Raw genomic sequence first — 24,657 nt, 5'->3', positions numbered from 1 at the left:
TCAACCGTGAGTTATTGCGTTAATCCGAACTGTGCTAATCCGAATAATGAACCATTTGCCATTACTTGCGCGACCTGTGGTTCTAACTTAAAGCTGCGAAATCGCTACCGAGCCAGTCGTCCGTTAGGCAAAGGTGGGTTTGGCGCAACATTTTTGGCTGCCGATGAAGGGCTACCTGGATTCCCATCCTGTGTAGTCAAGCAATTGCGCCCAAATACTCAGTCGGCAAGTGTGATGAAAATGGCACGAGAGTTATTTGAGCGGGAAGCCTTTACACTAGGCAAAATTGGTAGCCATCCCCAGATTCCTCGTTTGCTCGATTATTTTGAAGAAGATAGTAATTTTTATCTAGTCCAAGAATTTGTCGATGGTGAAACTTTAAAGCAAGAATTTGAGAGGCGTGGGGCATTTAACGAAATTGAAATTCGGAAGATTCTCTCAGAAATATTTCCTGCTCTGGGGTTTATGCATGAAAACGGTGTAATTCATCGTGATATTAAGCCTGCTAACATCATGCGACGTAAACAAGATGGGCAATTGGTATTAATTGATTTCGGTGCGGTGTCTAGCCAAATTAATAAACCATCGGCTGATGACGATCCCAGTGGCTTATTAACTAATTTTGCGATTGGTACGCCTGGGTTTGCACCTCCAGAACAAATGGCAATGCGACCTGTTTACTCTAGCGATTTGTATGCGACGGCTATGAGTTGTCTGTATCTGATGACAGGGCGATCACCTAAGGACTTACCTCACGATCCTTATACAGGTGAAATTAATTGGAAATCGCAGGTCAAATTAAGCGATCGCCTGAGAGTCGTTTTTGAGAAATTGCTTCAGCAGTCAGTATCACAGAGATTCCGTTCGGCGGAAGAAGCTTTACGCGCATTAGAATCTGGCGGTATTCCTGATGAGCCACCTAAAGCCGCTACTCCAGCCTCAAATTATGCGCCACCTTCGGCTCCTTCTTCTGTGACCGTGAGACCAGCAACCCCAATCCCTAACTCACGCATTCAATCGCAGAAATATGGCAATAATCAAGGAACACAGTTTGATAATAGCGGCATGATGACCTCAGGTAATACTAGGTCAGGCAGTCGCATTGGTACTGGTGAACTGAAAGGAGGGCGTAGAGTTATTGTTGAATACAATCAAGGCAAGCGTAACTTTACTAACCAAGATTACTCTAAGGCTGCTTTTGGAAGTGCTACTTTGCCTGGAATTGTTATGAGTCGATCTAAATTAGTTGAAGCTGATTTTTGTCATAGTGATTTAACTGGGGCTAGCTTTCAAGGCGCTAATTTATCGCAAGCTAAGTTGAATAATGCCAATCTTCGTGAAGCCAAGATGCACCGAGCCATCTTGATTAAGTGTGATTTGGGTAGTGCTTCGATGATTTTGGCTGATTTACGTGAAGCAAATCTTCAATCAGCTTATATGAGCAAAGCGGATTTGTCTGGGGCAAATTTAAGTGGTGCTAATTTGAAGGGAGCTTATTTAAGTCAAGCAAATTTAAATGGGACAAATCTGTGCGGGGCTGATTTAAAAGGCGCTAAGATTTCCGAAGAGCAATTAGCCCAAGCTAAAACTAATTGGAATACGATTCGCCCTGATGGTGGTAAACGCTTATTTTAAAAATTTATATGTTAGGGCTTTGCCCATAAAACAAGGAATAGATTTTTGATGGCGCGTCTAGCCGTGCTATCAAAAATTTGGTTCTTTATTGAATTGTAGAACTAGGTACGTACGGACATTAATTTTGTGAGACTTGCTGATAATCAACTGATTGCTTTATTCACTGACTTGCTTGGAGTCGATGGTGTTGTTTTATTCGATCGCCTAGCCCCAAATTTACACGAACGGGTTGTAGCTAGTCTCACACCTGATAGTCTACCGCCAACATCTGTGCTTTATCCCCAAACGATCGCAGAACTATCAAAGGTGATCACTTTAGCTTACGAACACCGTTTGCGTGTGCTGCCCTGTGGGAGTGCTACGAAGTTAGATTGGGGTGGTTTAGTCAGTCGAGCGGATCTGGTAATCAGTACCTCAAAGTTAAATCGAGTGATTGAGCATTGTGTTGGCGATCTCACAGTCACGGTTGAGTCGGGCGTGAAATATCAGGATTTGCAAACTGTCTTAGCCAAGGAAGGACAATTTTTAGCGATCGATCCTCCTTATAGTGTTGAAGCCACAATCGGCGGTATTTTGGCGACAGGCAGTGCAGGTTCATTGCGACATCGTTATAACACCGTGCGTGACATGTGTTTGGGGATCGAGTTTGTACGCTCCGATGGAGAAGTAGCCAAGGCGGGTGGGCGCGTAGTCAAGAATGTGGCTGGCTATGACCTCATGAAATTATTAACAGGTTCTTACGGAACTTTGGGAATTGCTACGAGTGTGACCTTTCGGCTTTATCCTTTGCCTGAATATACCCAAATTGTGATAGTTACAGGGACTGCCGAAACAATCGCCCAAGCCCAGCAAAAAATTAGTACCTCGATACTTACGCCCACTGCTTGCGATTTACTGTCGGCAACTGCGATCGCCGATCTTGGTTTAGGAGAAGGTATCGGCTTAGTTCTGCAATTTGCTAGCCTCAAAGCTAGTGTGATCGAGCAATGCGATCGCATTGCAGTACTCGCTAAAGAATTAAATTTAGAGGTGCAGATTTTAGGAGAGGCAAAGGAATTTTGGGAGTTATTAGAAATTCTGATTTGGCAAGATGAGCTTCGTAATTTGGAGCAATCTCCTGAGAGTGCTTCTATAGTTTGTAAGCTAGGCATACTGCCATCAGCTAGCGTGTCATTTCTCAAGGAATGCGAACAAATTTTTGATGCTCAATCCTATTATTTGCAAATTCATACTGGTAGCGGTTTAGGGATTTTGCGTGTGGAAGATGTACAGGATTTAGAGGTGATCGCTTTGCAAATCTCTAAAGTGAGAAGTATTGCTGAAGCGCATAGTGGCTTTTTGACCATACTTGAATCACCCCATGCATTGAAGTTTAAAAATAATGTTTGGGGATATACAGGCAATGCTAATGACTTAATAAACAAAATTCGCCAACAGTTTGATGCGAGAGGCTTACTGAGTCCAGATCGTATGTTCTAGTAAATGCTCTTTTTGATAAATCAAGTAAATATGCAAATTTCTGACAAGTCTAATCCCGATAATCTAACAACTAATTTGAATTTAGATTCTCCAATCTTTTCGCAAACCTTTGACGCTAAAAATCCACCAAATCCACAACTAATTGATGCTTGTGTACATTGTGGCTTTTGCCTGTCTACCTGCCCTAGTTATCGCATCATCGGTAAAGAAACAGATTCGCCACGCGGTCGTATCTATTTAATGGATGGAATTAACGAAGGCGATATTCCTTTATCACCTGCGATCGCCCAACATTTTGATACTTGCTTAGGCTGTCTTGCCTGTGTAACTACCTGTCCATCAGGTGTGCAGTATGACCAACTGATCGAAGCAACTCGCGCTCAAGTTGAGCGCAATCATCCGCGATCGCTACCTGAGAAATTATTACGGCAATTTATCTTTTCGACTTTTCCATATCCAAGTCGTCTCCGAGTGTTGCTTGCGCCTTTATTGGCTTATCAGAAATTAGGTTTACAAAAACTATTGCGATCGCAGGGTTGGTTAGAAAAGTTTTTGCCCAAGCAACTAGCTGCGATGGAATCGGTGCTACCCGAATTGACTCCCCAAGCTTTTCAGGATAATTTACCTGAGTTAATTCCTGCTCAAGGAGCAAAGCGTTACCGTGTGGGAATGCTTTTGGGCTGTGTACAGCGTGTATTTTTGCCTGAGGTAAATAATGCGACAGTGCGTGTACTAACCGCAAATGGATGTGAAGTAGTAGTTCCCAAATTGCAAGGTTGCTGTGGAGCATTATCCCATCATCAAGGACAGGAAGCGCAAACTCTAGAACTTGCCAAACAGACCATTGATGCTTTTGCTGGCTTAAATCTTGATGCAGTGCTAGTCAATGCTTCGGGCTGTGGACATACGTTGAAAGAATATGGTCATATTTTGAAAGATGATCCTCACTATGCTGAGAAAGCAAAGCTATTCTCTACAAAAGTAAAGGATGTCCAAGAGTTTCTCGATCATGTGGGATTAACTGCCAAGCTTTCTCCTTTGCAGGAGCAACCTTTGGCGATCGCCTATCAAGATGCTTGTCATATGCTTCATGGACAAAAAATCAGCCTTGAACCACGTCGTTTGTTGCGTCAAATTCCTAACGTACTACTAAGGGAATCGGTTGATGCTTCGCTATGCTGTGGTAGTGCAGGCATCTACAACATTTTGCAACCAGAAATTGGGCATGAATTAGGAGAGATGAAGGTAACCAATCTCACGGATACTGGTGCTCAATTAATAGCTTCGGCAAATGTGGGTTGTATTACTCAAATTCGTAAACATTTGAAATTGCAAAATAAGAACGTTCTCCTCATGCATCCAATGGAACTATTGGATTATTCTATCCAAGGTAAGAAGTTGGATAGCTAGAGATTAGGATGGGCGGCGCAAAGCACAGCCCATCCTAATCTCTAGCTGACTATCAAAAGTTGAACAAAAAATATGCCTAAAACTTTGTAAGTAGCTAGACATAAGTAAACTAAAACCCGAGAAGTTTGTTCCGCCCGCGTAGCGGGCGGAACAAACTCTGGTTTTGGGCTTTAATTATGTTGAGCTAATTAGTGACAATGCAAGATCTCCCTTGGGCTTTTGCTTCATACAAAGCTTGATCGGCATGAAGAATTAATTCTTCAATTTTTGTATCTAGGGAAGGAATACACACACTAAGTCCAGCACTGACAGTGACGACATTACTTACCTTGGATTTCTCATGGGGAATGTTTAAATCAGCGATCGCTTGCAGTGTCATTGCCGCAATTTTTTTGGCATCAATCAAGGTAGTGTCAGGAAATAACAAAGCAAATTCTTCGCCACCATAACGAGTTGCCATATCAGTTTTACGCTGAGCCATACTACTGATTGTGTGGGCAACTTGCTGAAGACAATAATCACCCATTTGATGCCCATATAGCAATCCTAAATGGTTTGTGGAAGGACACCCCATCGAGGTGTCCTTCCACAAACCAAAAAAATCCACAAATGACATAGGACTGCTATAGTAATCGTTGTAAGCTTTGAAATAGTCAATATCCAACAAAATTAGAGCAATGGAATGTTGATATCGACAGGCTCGTGCTAACTCCTTTTCGATGACCGCATTGAAGGAACGGCGATTAGGGATTTCCGTCAATCCATCAAGGTAAGACATCTTTTCTAATTGTTGATTGAGAATCAAGATTTCTGCTTGAGCCAATCTTAGAGCCTCTAACTGTTCTCGCGATCGGATTGCAAACCATACGGCGATCGCAATGACAATGGAAAATAATCCCCCAAAAATTAAAATTCCCTCAGCAACAAAATTCTTCGTTTTGATACCATGTTGATTTGTTATATATAGCTCAGTTGCATAAAGTGTTTGCCAAAGGCAAATAGTGATCGTAAAACCTAAAACACTCAAGATAAGCGGTAAAACAACTGAAGGAATTTTTTGCTGAATCTGCCAACTAAAATATCTTGCTTCTAAAATTAGCACCAACCCCACAGCGATGAAGCCTGTCGAAGTATGGATTGCCATCTTCGTTAAATTGCCCCAACCATAAGCTGCCTCGACATTAGATAAATATCCTAAAAAAGCAACACTTCCCAGCCCCATAATCACAGTCCCCAGAAAGCTACCAATCAAAAGTTGGCTTAAACTGGGTTTCTTGGTTGACATTGTGAGAATGGCAATACCACTTAGCAAAAAGTTTAAAGCTGTATTGGGAGCCATCCGACCAAGTTGCGAAGTACCGATCGTAATGTAATGCTTCATAAATAATTCGTCGATAGACAAATTTATTCCAAAATATGTTGGACTAGGGGCAATCCGCCTAGTAAAACTAATCCAATCCCAATATATTTGACAAATTTCCTACGATTATTGGTTACGCTCAAAATCGCTAGACTTATAAAGCTAAATCCTAGAGACGTATTAAACTGCATTGGCACAAATCGAGAATGGATCTGAATCAACTTTTCAGAACCGATATACCATGCCCACATCACCGTCAAACCTAGTAGACGGTCAAAGATAAATTGACGGGTAAGATAAAGGCATAGGAAAAGAGTAAGGAAAAATCTATGCCAGCAAAACGATACAAAGTGAAGTTAAGCGAAGAAGAAAGACAAAAGCTAGAACAAATCACCAAAAATGGCAAATCAGCAGCAGCCAAAATTAATCATGCTCATATTTTGCTAAAAGCCGATGAGAATCAAGAGGAAGGAGGATGGAAAGAGCAATCGATTAGTGACATTTTTAACATCAGCATCAGAACAATTGAACGAGTGAGGCAAAGATTTGTCGAAGAGGGATTATACAATGCACTCGTACCCCGTCCACGGCATACATTGAAACTGAAAAAACTAGACAGAGAAACAGAAGCACATTTGATAGCTATAGCTTGCAGTAGTCCACCAGAAGGTCGTAGTCGTTGGACATTAAGATTATTAGCTGACCAAATTGTCACTAAGGGATATGTCGAGAGTATTTCCCATGAAAGTGTGAGACAGGTGCTAAAAAAAACGAACTTAAGCCTTGGTTAAATGCATCATGGGTGATACCTCCTGAAGCTAATGCTGAGTTTGTCTGCCAGATGGAAGAAATTCTCGAATTGTACACTCTGCCTTATGCCCCTGATTACCCCTTAGTTTGCCTTGATGAAAGCTCTAAGCAATTAATTTCTGAAGTCAGACCACCTATACCCGCATCAACAGGACAAGTCGAACGCTATGACTATGAATATCAACGCGAAGGCGTTTGTAATTTGTTTATGATGTTTGAGCCTTTAGTTGGATGTCGGCATGTGGTCGTGACTGACCATCGTACCCAAATTGATTATGCTCACCAAATCAAATATTTGGTTGACCAACGTTATCCCCATGCCATCAAGATTCGGCTGGCTCAAGACAATCTAAATAGGGCTTGCTGAAAAAGAGACTAAGGGAAAAGTAGTGGGCAAAGAGGAAGGGGATAATACTTTGAGTGTCTACAAGGAAATTGCCAAGAAAAAGAATTAAAGTTAAAAAGGGGTTTCCAAGAAGGAAGAACAAAGAGTTGCCAGCAAAAGATAAACCAAGACAAACCGAAAAAAGCAAGCTGCTTGAGCAGCGCTTCCAAATTCATCACCAAGAAAGTGATAGCGATCGCCGTTTCCGATGTATTTGCCAACTTGGACATGACGCGATTTAGACTGAACCGTCGTTTAGCCAGTCCAAACTTACCTTCAATTTGATTGCGAACCTTAGCATCTTCGAGAGTCTGCTTGCGAATAGCCGCCAACTCATCGGGTACAGGTCTGCCCAAAGGCGGAGCCGTAATCCGAATACCGAGATTTCGACAATAGGCGCGATTGCTGCGAGTGCGGTAAATCTGGTCAACGTAAACCGCTTCAGGATAATGTCCAAAGCGAGATTTAAACAATGCTACTTGTTGCTGCAAATCCCCCGATTCATTGAAGTTATCCCAACTGAGATGGTCGAGAAAGGCATGACCATCGACACAACTAACTGAGAGTTTAGCGCCAAACTCCACAGGTGTTCCTGCCTTACCTCTGACAATCGGACGTACATGAGGTTGCGTAATACTGACGATGCGGTCATCTATGCGATGACCACCTTGCTCGTACATCCATTGTTGTTGCCGATATACTTCACTGACGACTAGCAAGTTCCGATAGAGACTCCTCTTCAATTCCGATAGCTTTGCCCCTGCGGCAATTAGAGTGTCAATATGGGCAAGATTGCGACGCACATATCCCAACTGTTGGCGCAATGCTTTGCGAATCCTTTTACGATTGGGTTGGCGTTGTTTGGCAATTTGGAGATACGCTGTCCTTGCTTCACGGCGATAGGTGCGTGGTTTCTTCGCTAATTGTTCTTTCACTTGTTGGTAAAGAGCATCAATCACTATTTCCGTTTGTTCTCTTGCTTCGTTCAACAGTTTGATGTCAGTGGGATAACGGATGTCGGATGGCGCGACTGTTGCATCTAGCAGCAATTTTCCTTGGTTTGCTGGTTCTGGTTCTTTCTGTTCCTTTTCTATATTCTGCTCTTCTAACTTCTCTTCTATCTCTTCTCTTTCTTCTTTCTTGTACTGCTTTGCTTCCTTCTCTTTTTGTCCCGACTCTTTAGGAGGCTTCACAATCCGTTCGTTGATTCTGCCCACGATCTCTAGATTCAATCGCTTGCGGAAATGTACCATCATGCTTGCTTCAAATGGGGCGTTGTCGCTGTACTCTGATAAGCCTAGGAAGTATTGTAAATATGGATTCTCACGAATTTGTTCTACTGTCTCTTCGTCACTTGTTCCTAGCTTCTCTTTGATGATCAGCGCCCCAAGTGCTATCCGAAATGGTTTTGCTGGTGCTCCTTGTCCTTCGCTAAATTGTTCTGCATATTCATTCTCAAATTCTTCCCACGGCACTAGTTCTGCTAATCTTACCCATCGATTTTCTCCTGATAGTTTGCCGCCAAATGGTAAGTAGAAGTTCTCGAATGATAGCTGTCCTGTGGGGGATTGTCGGTACATGCAATTTTATTGGTGCAAGGGTTTTTCTAGCTTTTCTTGCTTTTTCTTGCATTTTATCTGTTTTCGTTCTCCTTAGAAACCTTTGCTTGTATGCTTTTCTTGCTTTTTCAGTAAGCCCTAAATACTCACGTTAAAGCATCTCTTTACAAGGCTTTTTTGCCTTCTGAAGCCAGAAGAATTCTGGACAAAATCGAATTTCACTACACTCCTAAACATGGTAGTTGGCTAAACATGGCTGAAATTGAGTTGAGTGTTTTAAATCGCCAATGTCTCGACCGTCGTATTCCTGATAAACAGCTTTTGATTCAGGAAATCTCAGCTTGGCAAAATTGCAGAAATTCTCTCTCTTGTAAAGTTAACTGGCAATTTACTACTGCTGATGCTCGAATTAAATTGTATCGCCTCTATCCGTCAATAATTACTTGACTGTCTACTAGTTTTTCTTGCTAAACCAAAGTTCTAAATCCGCAATACTCTGAAAATCCAAAATCGCTTCAGCAAGACTCTCTAAACGAGGGATATGTAATCGCGTAATTCTTGTATGTAGCTTTGGTGGCAAAGTCCCAAACTTGTGGGTCAGCAATCTTAACACAATCGTCACTAACGCTTCCTTGCGACCTTCTTGGCGACCTTCTTGGCGACCTTCTTGGCGACCTTCTTGGCGACCTTCACGAAGAATTGCTTGATATGTTACAGACTCACGCATGATGTCTCTCCTCAAAATTTGCTTAATGACATTTTCTTCTAAAACCAGACCAGCCAATACATAAGTTGCAGATCCTATAGTTTGGCGAGTATTTGGCTCAGGGATTTGATCAATTTTTAGGGCAATATCTTGTAATAAGCGCTCTTTATTATTACCATCATTTACAAGTATAGCAAAGGGCAACATACCCGTAAATTCTAAAAAATTAGCAAGGGGTTGTTCCCATAGCCTGATCACTTCAAATGCATGGTGAGTTGTGCTTTCCTCAAACTTATCTTGAAAAACTACGTCTGAACTTGTTTCCTTCAGGTAAATCACAACTTGACGCAACTTTTTATCAGGAAAGCGTCTTTTGCCGCGTACCCAATAGTCCAGCATTCTAAACGGAATTTGTGGATCGGCTTTAGTTTGAAATTCTAAATGCAGTAGCAACCCTTCTGCTTCTAGCAAAATCAAACTATCGGCACGAATTGGCTCAACTGCTAGCTCTTGAGGTTGGACTTGAGTCAGCAGGATCGGCTCACCAAAGAGCCATGAGGCAATGTCGGTAGAATAAGTTTCGGCAAGGAATTTGCAAATATTGTCAAACATCACCAAATATTAGCATTGCATTTGAACAAGTTTGAGAAGCTAGCGATCGCCTTTATCCTCAATTCAGACTAAATAGGAACACCAATCACTCCAACTACCTGCATAGAGCTTGCCTGTTTCAATTCCTGCTAGTTTCAGCGATAGCAAATTCACGCAAGCTGTAACACCTGAGCCGCAATAGACGATCGCTTCTTGAACATTTTTTATTTCCTGCCAGCGATCGCTTTGATTAGAAACCACAAAACCCTTCTCATTAGTAACTTCCATCCAAGGATAATTAACTGCACCTTCGATATGACCAGCGATCGGATCGATGGGTTCGCGCTCACCCCGATAGCGATCTCCTTCTCGCGAATCAATTAAAACTACTTCTGGCAAATCTTTTCTTGCTTTGACAGTTTCAATATCAACAGCCCAGTTAGTTTGTAATTGAGGAATAAACTTCCCAACTCTCTGTTGAGGAATCTCTGAACTAACGGAATAGTTTGGTGCTTGCCATCCTGCAAAGCCACCATCTAAAACTGCTACTTGCTCATGTCCCATATATCGCAAAAGCCACCATAGTCTTGAGGCAAAAGCAAATCGCGAGTCATCATAGGCAACTACCATTGTTTCGCCTGAAGTTATGCCAATTTGCGAAAGCTTTTCGGCTAATTGAGCAGCATTGGGTAAAGGATGTCTACCACCATGCTTCTGCACAGGACTAGACAGGTCGAAATTGAGATCAAGATAGTAAGCACCTTCGATGTGATTTTCTTGATATTGCTTACGACCTAGTTCTATATCCATTAATGAAAACCGACAATCCACTATAACCACTTGAGGATCATGAAGATTTTCGTGGAGCCATTTAGCAGAAACAACATGCAGATTATTCATAGTTTTAAGATAAATATCTAATTCTCTGGTTTGAGATCGCGTTCCATTAGTCCTTCAACTGCTTGTTGTAATGTAATTTCTCCTTGCAGTAATCGATAAACATAACGTGATACGGGTACATTAATTTTTTCACGATCGCTAATTTCGATTAACACGTTCGCTGTATTTACCCCTTCAGCCGTACCCTGCACATTTGCAATCGCCTCTTCCAGACTCATACCCTGTGCGATCGCATAGCCAACTTGATAATTACGACTAAGATTGCTATTGCAGGTTGCTAAAAGATCTCCTAATCCTGATAAGCCCCAAAATGTCTCAGGCTGCGCCCCAAAGTAAACGCCAACGCGAATAATTTCAATTAGAGATCGCGTAATTAATGCAGATTTGGCGTTTGTACCAAGGTTTAAGCCATCGCAAGCACCAACGGCGATCGCAATTACATTTTTGAGTGTTCCGCCCAATTCCACACCGATGGGATCAGAATTTGTGTAGACCCTGAAATTTCTGGACGCAAAAATATTTTGAATAAATTGGGCTGCGGATGCATCAGTACTTGCTACCACCGTTGCCGCAGGTTGTCCCATCATGATTTCTTTAGAAAGGTTTGGCCCCGATAACACTACAAGGGGATGATCAGGAAGTATCGATCGCCAAATTTGTGATGGTGTTTGTCTGGTAATTGGCTCCAGCCCCTTAGTAGCGCTGACTAAAACTGCATGGGGCTGAAGTTTTGCTGTTCGTAATTTTTCGGCGATCGTTCTTACCCCTTTAATCGATACTGCGGAGACGATGGCATCACTATTACTAACCATCTCTGATAGGGGTAATTGACTTTGGCGAGACCAAATTTGCACATGATGTTGATTGGTTTGAACGAGAGTTGCGAGTGCTGATCCCCACGCACCAGAGCCAATGATCGTCACATTTTTGAAGTCTGATTTCATGTTTTTGGTAGTTGTTTGGATAGCAATTGTCATAATGCTTACTTGGTTGATATTTGCGACAAGGGATCGGCAACTTAATCAAGAACCCATTTTATGAGGGACGGCAAAGTCGCCCGTCATAAAAAGTCAAGCACTAGCAAAAACAAGACTAGCAGCCAGACTCCAGATCACGACGGTGATATAATAGCGTGCAAAAGCCTGTCAAGCACTAAAACTCTTGCTAGTTAGATATTGATCGTCTTTAATTATCAATATCACATCAAGAGCTTTGATGGATGAGGGGTACTTTCGCTCATTTCTTGAGGAAGGATAGCAATAATGATCGAAATGAATGTGGCTGGGATTGCTATTGATGCTGTGAGCCGTAATCCTATCGTCCTACTACGAGACACTTTAGAACGGAGAGCATTGCCGATTTGGATTGGTGAAGCAGAAGCTAAAGCAATCATTGGGGCGTTAGATGGTAGACCGCTAGAGCGCCCAATGACCCATGATCTCATGCTAAATTTCTTGGATGCGTGGGGTATAACGGTTGAGCGAATAGTCATTCATGCACTTAAAAACAGTACTTTTTATGCTGTGATTACGGTTTCTCAGGGAGATATTAAAAAAGAAATAGATGCACGCCCTAGTGATGCGATCGCGATCGCCGTTCGTGCAAAATGTCCAATCTGGGTGATGGAAGAGGTGATTCTCGAAGCTTCGATTCCTGTGGATCAGGATGCAGATGAAGCCGAAAGAAGAGCATTTCGTGAATTTTTAGCCAAACTTACGCCAGAAGAATTAGTTAAAAAAAGTGGGCTTGAGAGCAATTAAAAAAGGCATTGAAAAAACTTGTAAAGCAAGTTTTTTCAATGCCTTTTGGGTTCTAGCTAGTAGAATTAATTACTTGAATTTCTGTTAGACATCACTTCTACAAGTCCACGTAATCTCACATCATTAGACGCTCTGCTACTACTTGCTTGATTAGCCCCAAATAGTCTTTCTGCGACTTCACCTTCCTTTCCAAGTACTTTAATTGGTTGATTATTATAGGTAAGAGCTACTGACGATGCATTCCCCGCACGAATAGAAATTTGGCGATCGCCAGACCAAGCTAACTTTTTACCTTCATTAAGTACGCCTTCAAACTCGGTTTGTCCATCGACAGTAATCCTTAGCCAAGATTCACCTTGCATAACAATACCGACATTAACCGGCTTATTGCCAACAAATTCAAAATTACTGTTGGCAAGCGTAGCGCTATTGGGAGATAGGTTATCCGACACAATACTACTGTTTGCCCAAGCTAGGAGCATCTTGTTAAGGTTTGGAGTTGTGCTACTAGCAGAGTTAACTGGAGTCTGTGGCTTATTGAGGATATCTGTGGGAAGATCTTGTTTTTTGACTTCTATTGGTAAAGTAATTGGAGAAGCGGATGCGGGCGTTGTCATGGCGACTGCTACTGACCCTGTTTGGCGCAAAACTTCTAAACCGCCAATTTTGGGTAACAAAACTTCTGTCGGCTCGGTCACCTTATTTGGCTTTGCGGAAACTATTTGAGCAGCATCCCCAAAATTAGTTTGATTGTCATTAATCTTGTTAGCCTCAGGCGAGTTGAGGAATGTTGCTAACAAACTGACGGCTCCTGCGATCACACCAACATATAGAGCATACAGATGCAGGGGACGGAGTTCAGCCGCAGCACTACCTGCCCACTTTTGTTCAGGTAAAACAGGGTTTAGAGGAAAATCTTCTGAAAGATCCCCAACCCCCAAAGCATCACCATACTTACGGATAAATCCACGCACATAGACAGGTTCAGGTAATGAATCCATTTGACCATCTTCGATCGCTCGCAAATAGCGCTCAGAAATTAATGTAGTCGCAGTTAGATGTGGAATTGATAGCTCCTTATCTTCTCGAATTCGCTTAAATTGCGCTCCGATTTCTGCTAATTTCTCTGCTTGCTTCGAGGTTGTAATATTCACAATACTCACAGACATGTAGGAAGAGATTGGACTGACTGACTTCAAGTTGGCTTTCAGTCGAACTTGGACAACCACAAGTTCTATGTAGAGCGTCGTTGGCGATTTAAATAATCTGATGTAATTATATTACCTAACCTAAAGTAATATAACATTCTGCAAAGTTTTCACAGCAAATTACTTCACTTTTTATTATATATCAAGGGCTATATTGCTTACTGTGATTTGTACTGAGATAAAAAACAATTTTTCAATAAAAGCTTTGCTTTGCCACGATTTTGTTGTTGCATTTAGTCAAGTCAAGACACAAAAACCTAGAAAAAGTTGCGGGGCGAAGCAGCGCAACTTTTTCTAGGTTTTTAGTTTTGCTATAACAATTGATGGTTATATATCAGTCCTATATCATTTGTGGATTTTTTGGGTTTGTGGAAGGACATCCCGAAGGGATGTCCTTCCACAAACCATTTAGGACTGCTATATATCAATCCTATTTCATTTGTGAGATTAATATAACGTCAGTTTTTTGCCATTTGCGTCGTGCTTCGCACGACGCAAATGGCTATATCAAACTCCCATTAAGATTAGGTTGTGAGAGTGCGCCCCTTCGGAGCGCACTCTCACAACCTTTAGGGATATCAAAATTGGATTGGATATAAAGTCTTAATTTCATCATCGCTTAATAGTCGATAAGAACCTGTTTTGAGATTTGCAAGGGCGATATTTGCGATCGCTACACGGTGTAAAGCCAGAACAGGATGACCTAAATTTTCAGCTACGCGCCGAATCTGGCGATTACGACCTTCTGACAAAATTATCTGCAATTGCGTACGTGGGGTTTGGTATTTATTCCGTTCAATTTGCAGAATATTTACAGTGGCTGGGAGGGTGAGTTTACCATCAAGAACAATTCCTTCTTGCCATTGTTTAATGATGTGATGGCTAGGAAGACCTTTGAGCCAGACTTCATAGGTTTTGGCGACATGGTGGCGAGGATGCATTAGATAGTTTGCAAAATCTCCATCATTAGTCAAAATCAAAGCCCCACTACTGTTGTAGTCCAGCCTTCCCACTGGATAAACCTGTTGATATTGTGATGGTAGAAGGTCTAAAACTGTTTTTCTACCTTGGGGATCATCGCAGGTGCTGACTACACCTGTGGGCTTATTCATTAATAGATATAAAAATTCTGGAGCGTTAGTTTGGAGCAACTTGCCATCAACTTCAATGCGATCACGCTCTGGATCGGCTTTCATTCCTAATTCAGTAATAGTTCTTCCATTTACCGCAACTCGTCCTGCCAAAATGATCTGTTCTGCTTCTCTTCGTGAAGCAATACCATGTCTAGAGAGGATTTTTTGGAGGCGATCACTCATAACCAAATAATAGCAAGGAAAGACGGCGTGATGTGCTGCCTTTGCTCATTTAAAAATGCAAGTGCTTATGCGATTAACGCATTAAACCATTGCAATTATTAAATAAAGTTTAAAAATATGTAGTTTCTTATACGAATCGGGATCGAAACGTTAAGTAGTGTAAATCCTATACAAAGTCGAAATAGCGCTTGAGAACTGGAAATTTAGGATTTTGCTGCACTCGGCGATCTCTAAAACTAGACTTCACAAGTATGAGCCAAGGATAAATAACATGGCAAACAAAATTGAAGACCTTAAAGCAGCGAAAGATGGACTTGCCCTCAAAGCCGAAATAGCTCGCTTTGCCGAAATTGGTTGGGAAGCGATCGACGATGACGATTTGCAACACCGCTTGAAATGGTTAGGTGTATTCTTTCGCAAAAGTACTCCTGGTCGGTTTATGGTCAGAATGCGTATTCCCAATGGATTGCTAAGTAGTGATCAGATGCGGGTTCTGGCTTCGGTAGTCGAAAAGTGTGGTGAGCATGGCGTTGCTGATATCACCACCCGTCAGAACGTTCAAATGCGCGGTATTCTAATCGAAGATGTTCCTGAAATGTTCGATAAGTTCCGATCTGTTGGTCTGACTAGCGTGCAGTCAGCTATGGATAACATCCGTAATATTACAGGTTCACCTGTGGCGGGTATTGATGCCAATGAGCTTTATGACACTCGCGAGTTAGCTATCCAAGTTCAAAACTTACTTACCAATAATGGAGAAGGCAATCCTGCCTTTACGAACTTGCCGCGCAAGTTTAACATTGCGATCGCAGGTTGTCGTGATAATTCCACCCATGCCGAAATCAACGATTTAGCCTTTGTTCCTGCCTTTAAAGAAGAATCTAAAGAAACTTTTGGATTTAATGTTTTGGTTGGTGGTTTCTTCTCATCAAAGCGGATCGCTGCTGCAATTCCCCTAGATGTTTGGGTTCCTCCTGAAGATGTAGTTGCTCTTTGCGAGGCTCTGCTGATTGTATTCCGAGACAATGGATTACGCGAAAATCGCCAAAAATCTCGTCTGATGTATTTAATCGATGAATGGGGAATTGAGAAATTCCGCACTGAAGTTGAGAAGCAAATGGGCAAGCCTTTAGCATCTGCTGCCGCTAAGGACGAAATTGAATGGGAAAAGCGTGACCATATCGGTGTCCATAAGCAAAAACAAGCGGGATTAAATTACGTTGGACTGCAAATTCCTGTAGGTCGCATGTATGCGCCTGATATGTATGAATTTGCACGTCTTGCCGAAACTTACGGCAATGGTGATATGCGCCTCACGGTTGAGCAGAATCTTCTGATTACCCATGTCAGTGATGACAAAGTCACTGCACTTCTGCAAGAGTCTCTACTTCAGAAGTTTCCCGTTGCGCCCGACAACCTGATGCGCGGACTGGTTTCCTGCACGGGTAATCAGTTCTGTCCTGTGGCGATCGTGGAAACCAAAAATCGCTCCCTTGCACTCACCAGACAACTCAGTGCCGCCTACGACTTACCGAAAGTAGTACGGATTCACTGGAGTGGTTGCCCCAATTCCTGCGCCCAGCCACAGGTCGCTGACATTGGCTTTACGGGTTGCAAAGCTCGTAAAGATGGCAAGGTGGTTGATGGTGTAGACATCTACATGGGAGGCACGGTAGGCAAAGATGCTCACCTTGGCACTTGTGTTATGGAAAAGGTTCCCTGTGATGATCTGTACGAAGTGGTCGGCAAATTGCTTGTCGATCGCTTCGGTGCAGTTCCCAAACAGAATGGGGCAATGATCACTAACTCTGCCGAATTAGTTGCCGTTGGCTAAACCAAATCTTTCTAGCGTCTTGCTAGAGAGAAGCAAATATTTAAAACATCAAAACAAATCAAAAAATCAGGAAATTGAAAAATGGGAATGTTCTCTCGTCGCAAGTTTTTAACCACCGCAGGACTTTCTACTGTAGGTGCGATCGCCATCAATGCTTGTACTAGCAGTGAAACCCCCACGGCTACAACTACAACCGCCGCTAGTCCTAGCCCTACCGCTACTAAGGCTGCTCCAGTGAATGCTGCTGATGCCCCTGAAGTTACTAAAGCCAAATTAGGATTTATTGCGCTTACCGATGCATCTCCTCTAATTATTGCCAAAGAAAAAGGCTTTTTTGAGAAATATGGCATGAAGGATGTCGAAGTTCTGAAGCAAGCTTCTTGGGGAACTACTCGTGACAATATCGTGCTTGGTTCCGATGCAGGTGGAATTGATGGCGCTCACATTTTAACTCCTATGCCCTATCTAATTTCCGAAGGCAAGGTTACTAACGGTAACAAAGTGCCAATGTATATTTTGGCAAGGCTAAATACCAATGGACAAGCAATTTCGATCGCCAACGAGTTTAAAGACCTCAAAGTTGCTCTCAAGAGTGACTCTCTCAAGGAAAGCTTTGCCAAAATCAAATCTGGTGGTAAAGACGTTAAATGTGCGGTGACCTTCCCTGGTGGAACCCATGACCTCTGGATGCGCTACTGGCTTTCTGCTAATGGGGTTGATCCTGACAAAGATGTTTCCACAATTGTTGTGCCACCACCACAAATGGTTGCCAACATGAAGGCGGGAAACATGCAAGCTTTCTGTGTCGGTGAACCTTGGAATGCGCGTCTAATTGCTCAAAACTCTGGTTATACCGCCCTAATTACAGGTGAGCTTTGGAAAGATCACCCTGAAAAAGCTTTTTCATTACGGGCTGATTGGGTTGACAAGAATCCTAAGGCAGCAATGGCTCTACTCAAGGGAGTTTTGGAAGCGCAGGTATGGTGCGAAGATCCAGCTAACAAAGAGGAAATGTGCAAGATTGTCGGTGCTGACAAGTGGTTTAAAGTTCCACCTGCGGAGATTTTGGGTAGACAGTTGGGCAAGGTGGACTACGGCGATGGACGCACTTTGGATAACCCAGATTTGTCAATGAAGTTCTGGAAAGATAATGCTTCTTATCCTTTTAAGAGCCATGACCTTTGGTTTGTTACAGAAGATATCCGTTGGGGTTATTTTGAAGCGACTTTAGACTCTAAGGCTTTAGTCGATAAGGTAAACCGTGAAGATCTTTGGAAAGAGGCTGCCAAGGCGATCGGTAAGGAAGCCGATATTCCTAAGAGTACTTCTCGCGGCATTGAGACTTTCTTTGATGGTGTGAAGTTTGATCCTGAGAATCCTAAAGCTTATTTGGAAGGACTCAAGATCAAGAAGGTTTAAAGACTATCTCTAACTCAACGGTTTTAACAAGGGGCTTTAGCCCCTTGTCATCATTTCAAATATTCATCTTTAACGTTTTAGGAGATACCCAAAATGGCGGCAGGGAGCTTAAGTTCCAAATTCACCCCGAACAAGATCGGTGAATGGTTTCAGCAACAAGCAAAATTTCTTATTCCGCCAGTGATCGCCCTAATATTTCTATTAGGTATCTGGCAAATTCTCTGCTCTGGCGCTAAGCCTCCTTTGCCGCCACCGACAAAGGTTTGGCAAGAGACGCAGCAGTATATCTGGCATCCATTTTTTGATCGCAACTACTTTGATGTGAATGACAAAGAAAAAATTGATAGCCCTGCGCGTCAAGCCCTCAAAGAGAAAGTCACCATTGAGCAAGGTTTGGGTGTAAAAACACTGACGAGCTTACGCCGTGTGGCAATTGGTTATACTGCTTCAGCAATTATTGGTATTTCTTTTGGTATTGCGATCGGTACAAATGTTTTTTTATATCGAGCCTTTGACCCAATTTTCCAAGTTTTACGGACAATTCCCCCCCTTGCATGGCTACCGATCGCTATGTCCGCCTTTCAAGGTGTCAATGAATCTCTTAAATCTGTCGGTCTAGATGTAACTGAAGCAGCAGCGTTGTTTGTGATTTTTGTGACTTCAATCTGGCCGATATTATTGAATACGGCAGTTGGTGTACAGCAAGTTCCTCAAGACTATCGTAACGTTTCGAGGGTATTGCGCCTCAGCAAATTTGATTACTTCATTACCATTTTGATGCCATCGGCGGCTCCCTATATTTTTACAGGGTTGCGTATTGCTGTTGGTCTATCATGGCTAGCGATTGTAGCTGCGGAAATGTTGACAGGTGGGGTAGGTATTGGCTTCTTTATTTGGGATAGCTACAATAGCCAAAAAAGTAGTGAATTGATTCTTGCTTTGTTTTACATTGGACTAGTGGGCTTTTTACTAGACAAATTGATCTATTACATTAGTAAGTTTACTGTTCAGTCAGATTCGTAAAATTTATACTGTCTAACAAGTGGATTAATCCACTTTGTTAGACAGTATAAAACGCTTAATTAAAAACTACTACATCACTATGCAGACCCTCGATCTTACAGATAACAACCAGAAAAAAAATCAAGACCCTTTTTTAGTAATAGATGGAGTTTCCAAAGTTTACCCAACTGCTAGAGGTCCCTATACCGTTCTCGAAAACGTTAACTTAACGGTATATGAAGGCGAATTTATTTGCGTTATTGGTCACTCTGGTTGTGGTAAATCGACATTGCTAAATATGGTGGCGGGTTTTAATAGACCTACGGCTGGAGAGATTTGCTTAAAGTCAAAACCAATCCTGCGTCCAGGTCCCGATCGCATGGTGGTCTTCCAAAACTATTCCCTATTGCCTTGGATGACTGCTTTTGAGAATGTCTATCTTGCCGTCAAGCAAGTTTATACCGACAAATCTAAAGAAGAAAAGACCAAGATAGCCAAAGATAGTCTTGCTTTAGTGGGCTTGACTGAAGCAATGAATAAAAAGCCGAAACAGTTATCTGGTGGAATGCGCCAGCGTGTATCGATCGCTAGGGCATTGTCGATTCGTCCTGAAGTTCTAATCCTTGATGAACCCTTCGGCGCGTTAGATGTAATGACCCGCGAAGAGTTGCAAGAAGAATTACTATCAATATGGCGAGCCAATCGAGTTACCGCATTGATGATCACCCACGACATTGATGAAGCCTTATTCTTAGCTGATCGCATTGTCCTCATGAGCAACGGTCCCGCCGCCCATATAGCCGAAATAGTTGACATACCCTTCTCACGTCCTCGCGATCGCAAAGCAATTTCTGACGATCCCCGCTATTACACACTTCGCAACTACATTCTTGAATTTCTATATAGTCGTTTTGCCCTTGCTGATGAGGCAGAGTAGTTCAAGGAAAAAGGAAAAATAATCACCTATTACGCATCTCCAATCCGCCATCACCAATTACCAATCACCAAACCATTATGTCTGCATTCCTAGAAATCGATCACGTCAGTCGTGTTTTTAAGACCCAAAATGGGCAGCCATATGTTGCTGTCAAAGATGTCTATTTTGAGATGAAAGAAGGCGAATTTGTCTCGATTATTGGACATTCAGGCTGTGGTAAGTCAACGGTTTTAAATATTCTGTCAGGCTTAGATAAAGCTAGTGCTGGCGGTATTGTTTTGGAAGGGAGAGAAATCAACGAACCTGGGCCCGATCGCATGTTGGTGTTCCAAAACCATTCGCTATTACCTTGGTTAACGGTGAGGCAGAATATTGGTTTAGCAGTGAATCGGGTTTTAAGAAATTTACCTAAAGAAGAACGTCGTCGCATTATTCAAGAAAATATTGATTTAGTGGGGTTAAGTCACGCGGCAGATAAATATCCCAGAGAAATTTCAGGTGGTATGAAGCAAAGGGTGGGCATTGCCCGCGCCTTGTCAATTAAGCCAAAAATTTTATTGCTAGATGAACCTTTTGGGGCGTTAGATGCTTTGACCAGAGGGCGGTTACAAGAAAAGTTAATGCAGATTTGTGATGAAAGCAAAATCTCGGCGGTAATGATTACCCATGATGTCGATGAAGCTTTGCTATTGAGCGATCGCATTGTCATGATGACCAACGGCCCAGAAGCAAAAATTGGTCAGGTTCTCACCGTTGATTTACCTCATCCACGCAAAAGGCTTGAGTCCGTCAATCACCCGAATTATTATCGACTCAGAGGTGAAGTTGTTAGCTTCCTCGATCGTCAGAAGCAAATCAAAATTGAACGCGCTAAAAACAAGAATACAGCAGCGATCAGTTTGGGAAATATCGAAAAAACCAATCTCACGATTGGCTACATTCCCCTCACCGATTGTGCTCCCTTTGTAATTGCTCAAGAGAAAGGATTATTTGCCAAATATGGGCTAGACGTTACTCTCTCCAAAGAAAATAGCTGGAATGATCTTGCGGAAGGAATTCGCGAAGGTCGTCTTGATGCCGCGCAAATGGTTGCAGGGATGCCCCTTGCGATTAGCCTTGGCATGGGTAGCAAGATTCCTGTCCCTGTAGTTACTTCTTTAACCTTGAGTCGTAATGGCAATGCAATCACCCTCAGTAATAGGCTCCATGATGAGGGCGTACATGATCTCGCATCCCTAAAAGCCTATGTCGATAAATTTGCAGATGCGTATAATCCTGCAATGGGCATGGTACACCATGCCTCAATGCATAACTTGATGCTTCGGCATTGGCTAGCCAGTGGTGGTATTCAGCCTGATCAAGATGTGGATGTCATCGTGATTCCACCGCCACAGATGGTTTCTAACTTGATGGCAAATAATATCATCGGTTACTGCGTGGGCGAACCTTGGAACGTTCGTGCGGTCAATAGTAATGTTGGCTTTGTGGTAGCGACGGATCTCGATATTTGGCGTGGACATCCAGAGAAAGTATTAGGTGTTCGTAAAGATTGGGCTGAACAATATCCCAATACCCATTTAGAGCTAGTTAAGGCTCTATTAGAAGCATCTCAGTTCTGTGAACCGTTGGAAAATCGGGACGAAGTGGTGCTGACTTTGGCAAGTCCGAAATACCTCAATCTTGATCCTGTCTATATTCGTCCAGGATTTGCGGGACCCTATCGGGTCAATACAATGGAAGCAAAGTATGAGAAAGATTTCTGTCAATTTGGTGTCGGTAATATGCCATCACGCAAAGAGCAGTTATGGGTGCTAGCACAAATGGCGCGTTGGGGATTAGTCAATTTCCCAGAGAATCATGCAGAAGTTATTTATAACCTGCTTGCCACAGATGTTTATCAGCAAGCTGCGAAGGAATTAGAGATTCCCATTATCGAAGAGGATAAATCGCCAATTGTTTTAGCCGATGGTTCAGTTTTTGATCCATCTGATCCGATCGCGGCTTTGCAATCTATGCCATACTCACAATTCACGGAAACTAGCTATTTTGATCCCATTAAAGGTTTTGCCTCCAAAAAAGTAGCTGTTCGTCAATAGCTCAATAACTGTCTATGTCTGCACCTATTCCTGCCTCAACCACACCCCAAATCGTCAAAACCCTCTGTCCTTATTGTGGTGTTGGTTGCGGTTTGGAGATTGTGGAAACCACTAATCAACCAACAGTCAAATTTCCCGATCGCTTCAAAGTTAGAGGCGATCGCGCTCATCCATCCAGTCAAGGCATGGTCTGTGTCAAGGGTGCGACAATTGCCGAATCAATTCAAAAGGATCGCCTATTGCATCCGATGATGCGTGATCGCCTTGATGACGAATTTCGCCAAGTCAGTTGGGATGAAGCTCTCGATGCGATCGTTACACGGATGCAGCATGTAATCGCTACCAAGGGAGCAGATGCTCTCTGTATGTATGGTTCGGGACAATTTCAAACTGAAGATTATTACATTGCTCAGAAATTATTGAAAGGCTGTTTGGGAACCAATAATTTTGATGCTAATTCGCGGCTTTGTATGTCGTCGGCAGTTTCGGGCTATGTCAAAAGTTTTGGCTCCGATGGTCCCCCCTGTTGCTATGAAGATTTAGATATTACCGATTGTCTATTCGCGATCGGCACAAATACCGCCGAATGCCATCCGATTATTTTCAATCGCTTCCGTCGTCATCATAAAAAGAATTCCCATGTAAAACTAGTCGTCATCGATCCGCGCCGCACCCAAACCGCCGAGGTTGCAGATCTCCACTTAGCGATTCAACCTGGGACGGATATTGATTTACTAAATGGTATCGCCCATTTGTTATTGCAATGGGGAAAATGCGATCGCCAATTTATTGAACAACACACCAATGGATTTGCCGAATTGGCAGAAATCACGCAACTCTATACACCCGAATTCGTGGCGCGTCGCTGTGGCATTAATGTTGACGATTTGGAACTAGCGGCTAAATATTGGGCAGAATCACCACGAGTTCTCTCCATTTGGTCAATGGGTGTCAATCAATCCACTCAAGGCACAGCCAAAGTCCAATGCATTATTAATCTGCATTTGCTAACAGCTCAAATTGGCAAAGCTGGTGCTGGTCCATTCTCATTGACTGGTCAACCCAATGCGATGGGAGGCAGAGAAGCAGGGGGCTTAGCGCATTTACTGCCTGGGTATAGATTTGTCACTAATCCTCAACACCGTGCTGAATTGGAAACATTTTGGGGGTTACCATCTGGACAAATTTCTGCCCAAGTCGGGCGCACAGCTTGGGATATGATTCGCGGTTTGGAATCTGGTGAAGTAGATTTCCTCTGGATTGCCGCGACAAATCCCGCCGTTAGTTTTCCCGATCTAGTACGCACTAAAGCGGCGCTAAGGCGATCGCCTTTTACCGTTTATCAAGATGCATATTATCCAATTGAAACCTCGGCTTTTGCTCATATTCTCCTCCCCGCTACGCAATGGAGCGAAAAGACTGGCACAATGACTAATTCCGAGCGCTGTGTTACTCTCTGCCAAGCCTTTCAGCCCCCCCTCGGTGAAGCCCGTGATGATTGGGCGATTTTTGCTGAAGTTGGTCGTCGCCTTGGTTTTGCTGACAAGTTCCAATTCCAAACTTCTGCTGATGTTCATGAGGAGTTTGTGCAGATCACTCGCGATCGCCCCTGCGATATGACAGGTATCAGCCATGCAAAGCTTGCTAAAATGGGCGCTCTGCAATGGAACAGTTCCGATCAAAATCCCGAACAAGACGAGAATCATCACAAGCGTCTCTATACTGATTTGCAATTCCATACCAGCGATCGCAAAGCAAGATTTGGTGCTTATCATTCCCAAGGTGTGTTTGAATCTCCTGATGAGCAGTATCCCTTTATTCTCACCACTGGTAGGCTATACGGGCATTGGCACACGCAAACCCGCACAGGGCGCATTGACAAAATCCGTCAGATGCATCCCAATCCCTTTATCGAAATTCATCCCAAGGATGCCAACAAGTTTGGCATTCATAACGGCGATCTAGTAGAAGTGCGATCGCGTCGTGGTTCTTCCAAATTTCCTGCACTGGTAACTGAGGCGATTTCAAGAGGCGTATTATTTGTGCCAATGCATTGGGGAACTCTCTGGGCAGATCATGCAGAGGCAAATGCGCTCACTCATCCTGAAGCTGATCCTGACTCAAAGCAGCCAGAATTAAAGGCTTGTGCGGTGGCGATCGCCCTAGTTCATTTGCCTTAGCATGAGTTTGATATAGCCATTAGCGGCGTGCGAAGAACACCGCTAATGGCAGCAAATGGTAAGAACCGCT

The 24,657-nt window shown here is 43.0% G+C and carries 20 protein-coding genes and 1 pseudogene; 13 read left to right on the top strand and 8 right to left on the bottom strand.

From position 1 onward, the window contains the following. Positions 1-6: 6 nt before the first annotated feature. The 3 genes from ABM313_RS13685 to ABM313_RS13675 all read left to right on the top strand — a co-directional run bounded on the left by ABM313_RS13685 (position 7) and on the right by ABM313_RS13675 (position 4,524). On the top strand, positions 7-1,635 hold the full coding sequence (locus ABM313_RS13685) for a pentapeptide repeat-containing protein (protein ID WP_434683758.1): 1,629 nt from the start codon (positions 7-9) through the stop codon (positions 1,633-1,635). Between the two features lie 126 nt (positions 1,636-1,761). Continuing rightward, entirely contained in the window at positions 1,762-3,114 is a 1,353-nt protein-coding gene (locus tag ABM313_RS13680; protein ID WP_434683757.1) for an FAD-binding oxidoreductase, read from the top strand. A 30-nt stretch (positions 3,115-3,144) separates the two neighbouring features. After that, positions 3,145-4,524: a (Fe-S)-binding protein gene (locus ABM313_RS13675; protein WP_434683756.1), complete on the top strand. Its 1,380-nt coding sequence runs from the start codon at positions 3,145-3,147 to the stop codon at positions 4,522-4,524. A gap of 184 nt (positions 4,525-4,708) precedes the next feature. Here ABM313_RS13675 and ABM313_RS13670 read toward each other — a convergent pair whose 3' ends face one another. Together ABM313_RS13670 and ABM313_RS13665 are read right to left on the bottom strand one after the other, a co-directional pair. Further along, a complete protein-coding gene (locus ABM313_RS13670) occupies positions 4,709-5,905 on the bottom strand; it encodes a GGDEF domain-containing protein (protein WP_434683755.1) in 1,197 nt (398 codons plus the stop codon). A 23-nt stretch (positions 5,906-5,928) separates the two neighbouring features. Further along, on the bottom strand, positions 5,929-6,135 hold the full coding sequence (locus ABM313_RS13665) for a hypothetical protein (RefSeq protein WP_434683754.1): 207 nt from the start codon (positions 6,133-6,135) through the stop codon (positions 5,929-5,931). Between the two features lie 78 nt (positions 6,136-6,213). On the opposite strand from ABM313_RS13665, the gene ABM313_RS13660 reads away from it, so the two are divergent. Both ABM313_RS13660 and ABM313_RS13655 read left to right on the top strand, forming a co-directional pair. Beyond that, complete coding sequence (locus tag ABM313_RS13660) at positions 6,214-6,675, top strand: helix-turn-helix domain-containing protein (RefSeq protein ID WP_434683753.1); 462 nt, start codon at positions 6,214-6,216, stop codon at positions 6,673-6,675. Between the two features lie 11 nt (positions 6,676-6,686). Then, positions 6,687-7,061 (top strand): transposase, encoded by a 375-nt coding sequence (locus ABM313_RS13655; protein WP_434683752.1) that lies wholly within the window; start codon positions 6,687-6,689, stop codon positions 7,059-7,061. An 8-nt stretch (positions 7,062-7,069) separates the two neighbouring features. On the opposite strand, the gene ABM313_RS13650 is transcribed toward ABM313_RS13655, so the two are convergent. Then, positions 7,070-8,659 (bottom strand): IS5 family transposase, encoded by a 1,590-nt coding sequence (locus ABM313_RS13650; protein WP_434683668.1) that lies wholly within the window; start codon positions 8,657-8,659, stop codon positions 7,070-7,072. Between the two features lie 117 nt (positions 8,660-8,776). On the opposite strand from ABM313_RS13650, the pseudogene ABM313_RS13645 reads away from it, so the two are divergent. Beyond that, positions 8,777-9,085: pseudogene (locus tag ABM313_RS13645) on the top strand (transposase); the annotation flags it as partial. Positions 9,086-9,092: 7 nt separating this feature from the next. Here the strand turns inward: ABM313_RS13645 and ABM313_RS13640 are convergent. The 3 genes from ABM313_RS13640 to ABM313_RS13630 all read right to left on the bottom strand — a co-directional run bounded on the left by ABM313_RS13640 (position 9,093) and on the right by ABM313_RS13630 (position 11,812). Continuing rightward, positions 9,093-9,956 (bottom strand): Rpn family recombination-promoting nuclease/putative transposase, encoded by an 864-nt coding sequence (locus tag ABM313_RS13640; protein ID WP_434683751.1) that lies wholly within the window; start codon positions 9,954-9,956, stop codon positions 9,093-9,095. A gap of 63 nt (positions 9,957-10,019) precedes the next feature. Then, the gene (locus ABM313_RS13635) at positions 10,020-10,835 is read right to left on the bottom strand and encodes a sulfurtransferase (protein WP_434683750.1); all 816 of its coding nucleotides are present in this window, start codon (positions 10,833-10,835) and stop codon (positions 10,020-10,022) included. 17 nt (positions 10,836-10,852) lie between these two features. Next, on the bottom strand, positions 10,853-11,812 hold the full coding sequence (locus ABM313_RS13630; RefSeq protein WP_434683749.1) for an NAD(P)H-dependent glycerol-3-phosphate dehydrogenase: 960 nt from the start codon (positions 11,810-11,812) through the stop codon (positions 10,853-10,855). A 285-nt stretch (positions 11,813-12,097) separates the two neighbouring features. Between ABM313_RS13630 and ABM313_RS13625 the strand changes: the two genes are divergently transcribed. After that, entirely contained in the window at positions 12,098-12,595 is a 498-nt protein-coding gene (locus tag ABM313_RS13625) for a bifunctional nuclease family protein (protein WP_434683748.1), read from the top strand. 65 nt (positions 12,596-12,660) lie between these two features. On the opposite strand, the gene ABM313_RS13620 is transcribed toward ABM313_RS13625, so the two are convergent. Both ABM313_RS13620 and ABM313_RS13615 read right to left on the bottom strand, forming a co-directional pair. Further along, on the bottom strand, positions 12,661-13,824 hold the full coding sequence (locus tag ABM313_RS13620) for a helix-turn-helix domain-containing protein (RefSeq protein ID WP_434683747.1): 1,164 nt from the start codon (positions 13,822-13,824) through the stop codon (positions 12,661-12,663). A 557-nt stretch (positions 13,825-14,381) separates the two neighbouring features. Beyond that, entirely contained in the window at positions 14,382-15,119 is a 738-nt protein-coding gene (locus tag ABM313_RS13615) for a pseudouridine synthase (protein ID WP_434683746.1), read from the bottom strand. A gap of 271 nt (positions 15,120-15,390) precedes the next feature. Here ABM313_RS13615 and ABM313_RS13610 point away from each other — a divergent pair, with 271 nt between their 5' ends. From ABM313_RS13610 to ABM313_RS13585, 6 genes are all read left to right on the top strand, one after another. Beyond that, positions 15,391-16,953, top strand: coding sequence for a ferredoxin--nitrite reductase (locus tag ABM313_RS13610; RefSeq protein WP_434683745.1), 1,563 nt, complete (start codon positions 15,391-15,393; stop codon positions 16,951-16,953). Positions 16,954-17,034: 81 nt separating this feature from the next. Further along, positions 17,035-18,372, top strand: a complete 1,338-nt coding sequence (locus ABM313_RS13605) for a CmpA/NrtA family ABC transporter substrate-binding protein (protein WP_434683744.1) — start codon at positions 17,035-17,037, stop codon at positions 18,370-18,372. A 93-nt stretch (positions 18,373-18,465) separates the two neighbouring features. Then, complete coding sequence (ntrB, locus tag ABM313_RS13600) at positions 18,466-19,395, top strand: nitrate ABC transporter permease (RefSeq protein WP_434683743.1); 930 nt, start codon at positions 18,466-18,468, stop codon at positions 19,393-19,395. A 79-nt stretch (positions 19,396-19,474) separates the two neighbouring features. Beyond that, positions 19,475-20,311, top strand: coding sequence for an ABC transporter ATP-binding protein (locus ABM313_RS13595; protein ID WP_434683742.1), 837 nt, complete (start codon positions 19,475-19,477; stop codon positions 20,309-20,311). Between the two features lie 77 nt (positions 20,312-20,388). Then, positions 20,389-22,407: a nitrate ABC transporter ATP-binding protein gene (locus tag ABM313_RS13590; RefSeq protein WP_434683741.1), complete on the top strand. Its 2,019-nt coding sequence runs from the start codon at positions 20,389-20,391 to the stop codon at positions 22,405-22,407. A 14-nt stretch (positions 22,408-22,421) separates the two neighbouring features. Then, entirely contained in the window at positions 22,422-24,587 is a 2,166-nt protein-coding gene (locus ABM313_RS13585) for a molybdopterin oxidoreductase family protein (RefSeq protein WP_434683740.1), read from the top strand. Positions 24,588-24,657 lie beyond the last annotated feature (70 nt).

The organism is Pseudanabaena minima str. Chao 2107 (assembly GCF_051131155.1).
GTDB lineage: Bacteria > Cyanobacteriota > Cyanobacteriia > Pseudanabaenales > Pseudanabaenaceae > Pseudanabaena > Pseudanabaena minima.
Note: the sequence above shows the minus strand (reverse complement) of the source record. Positions and strands in the feature narration are given on the sequence as shown.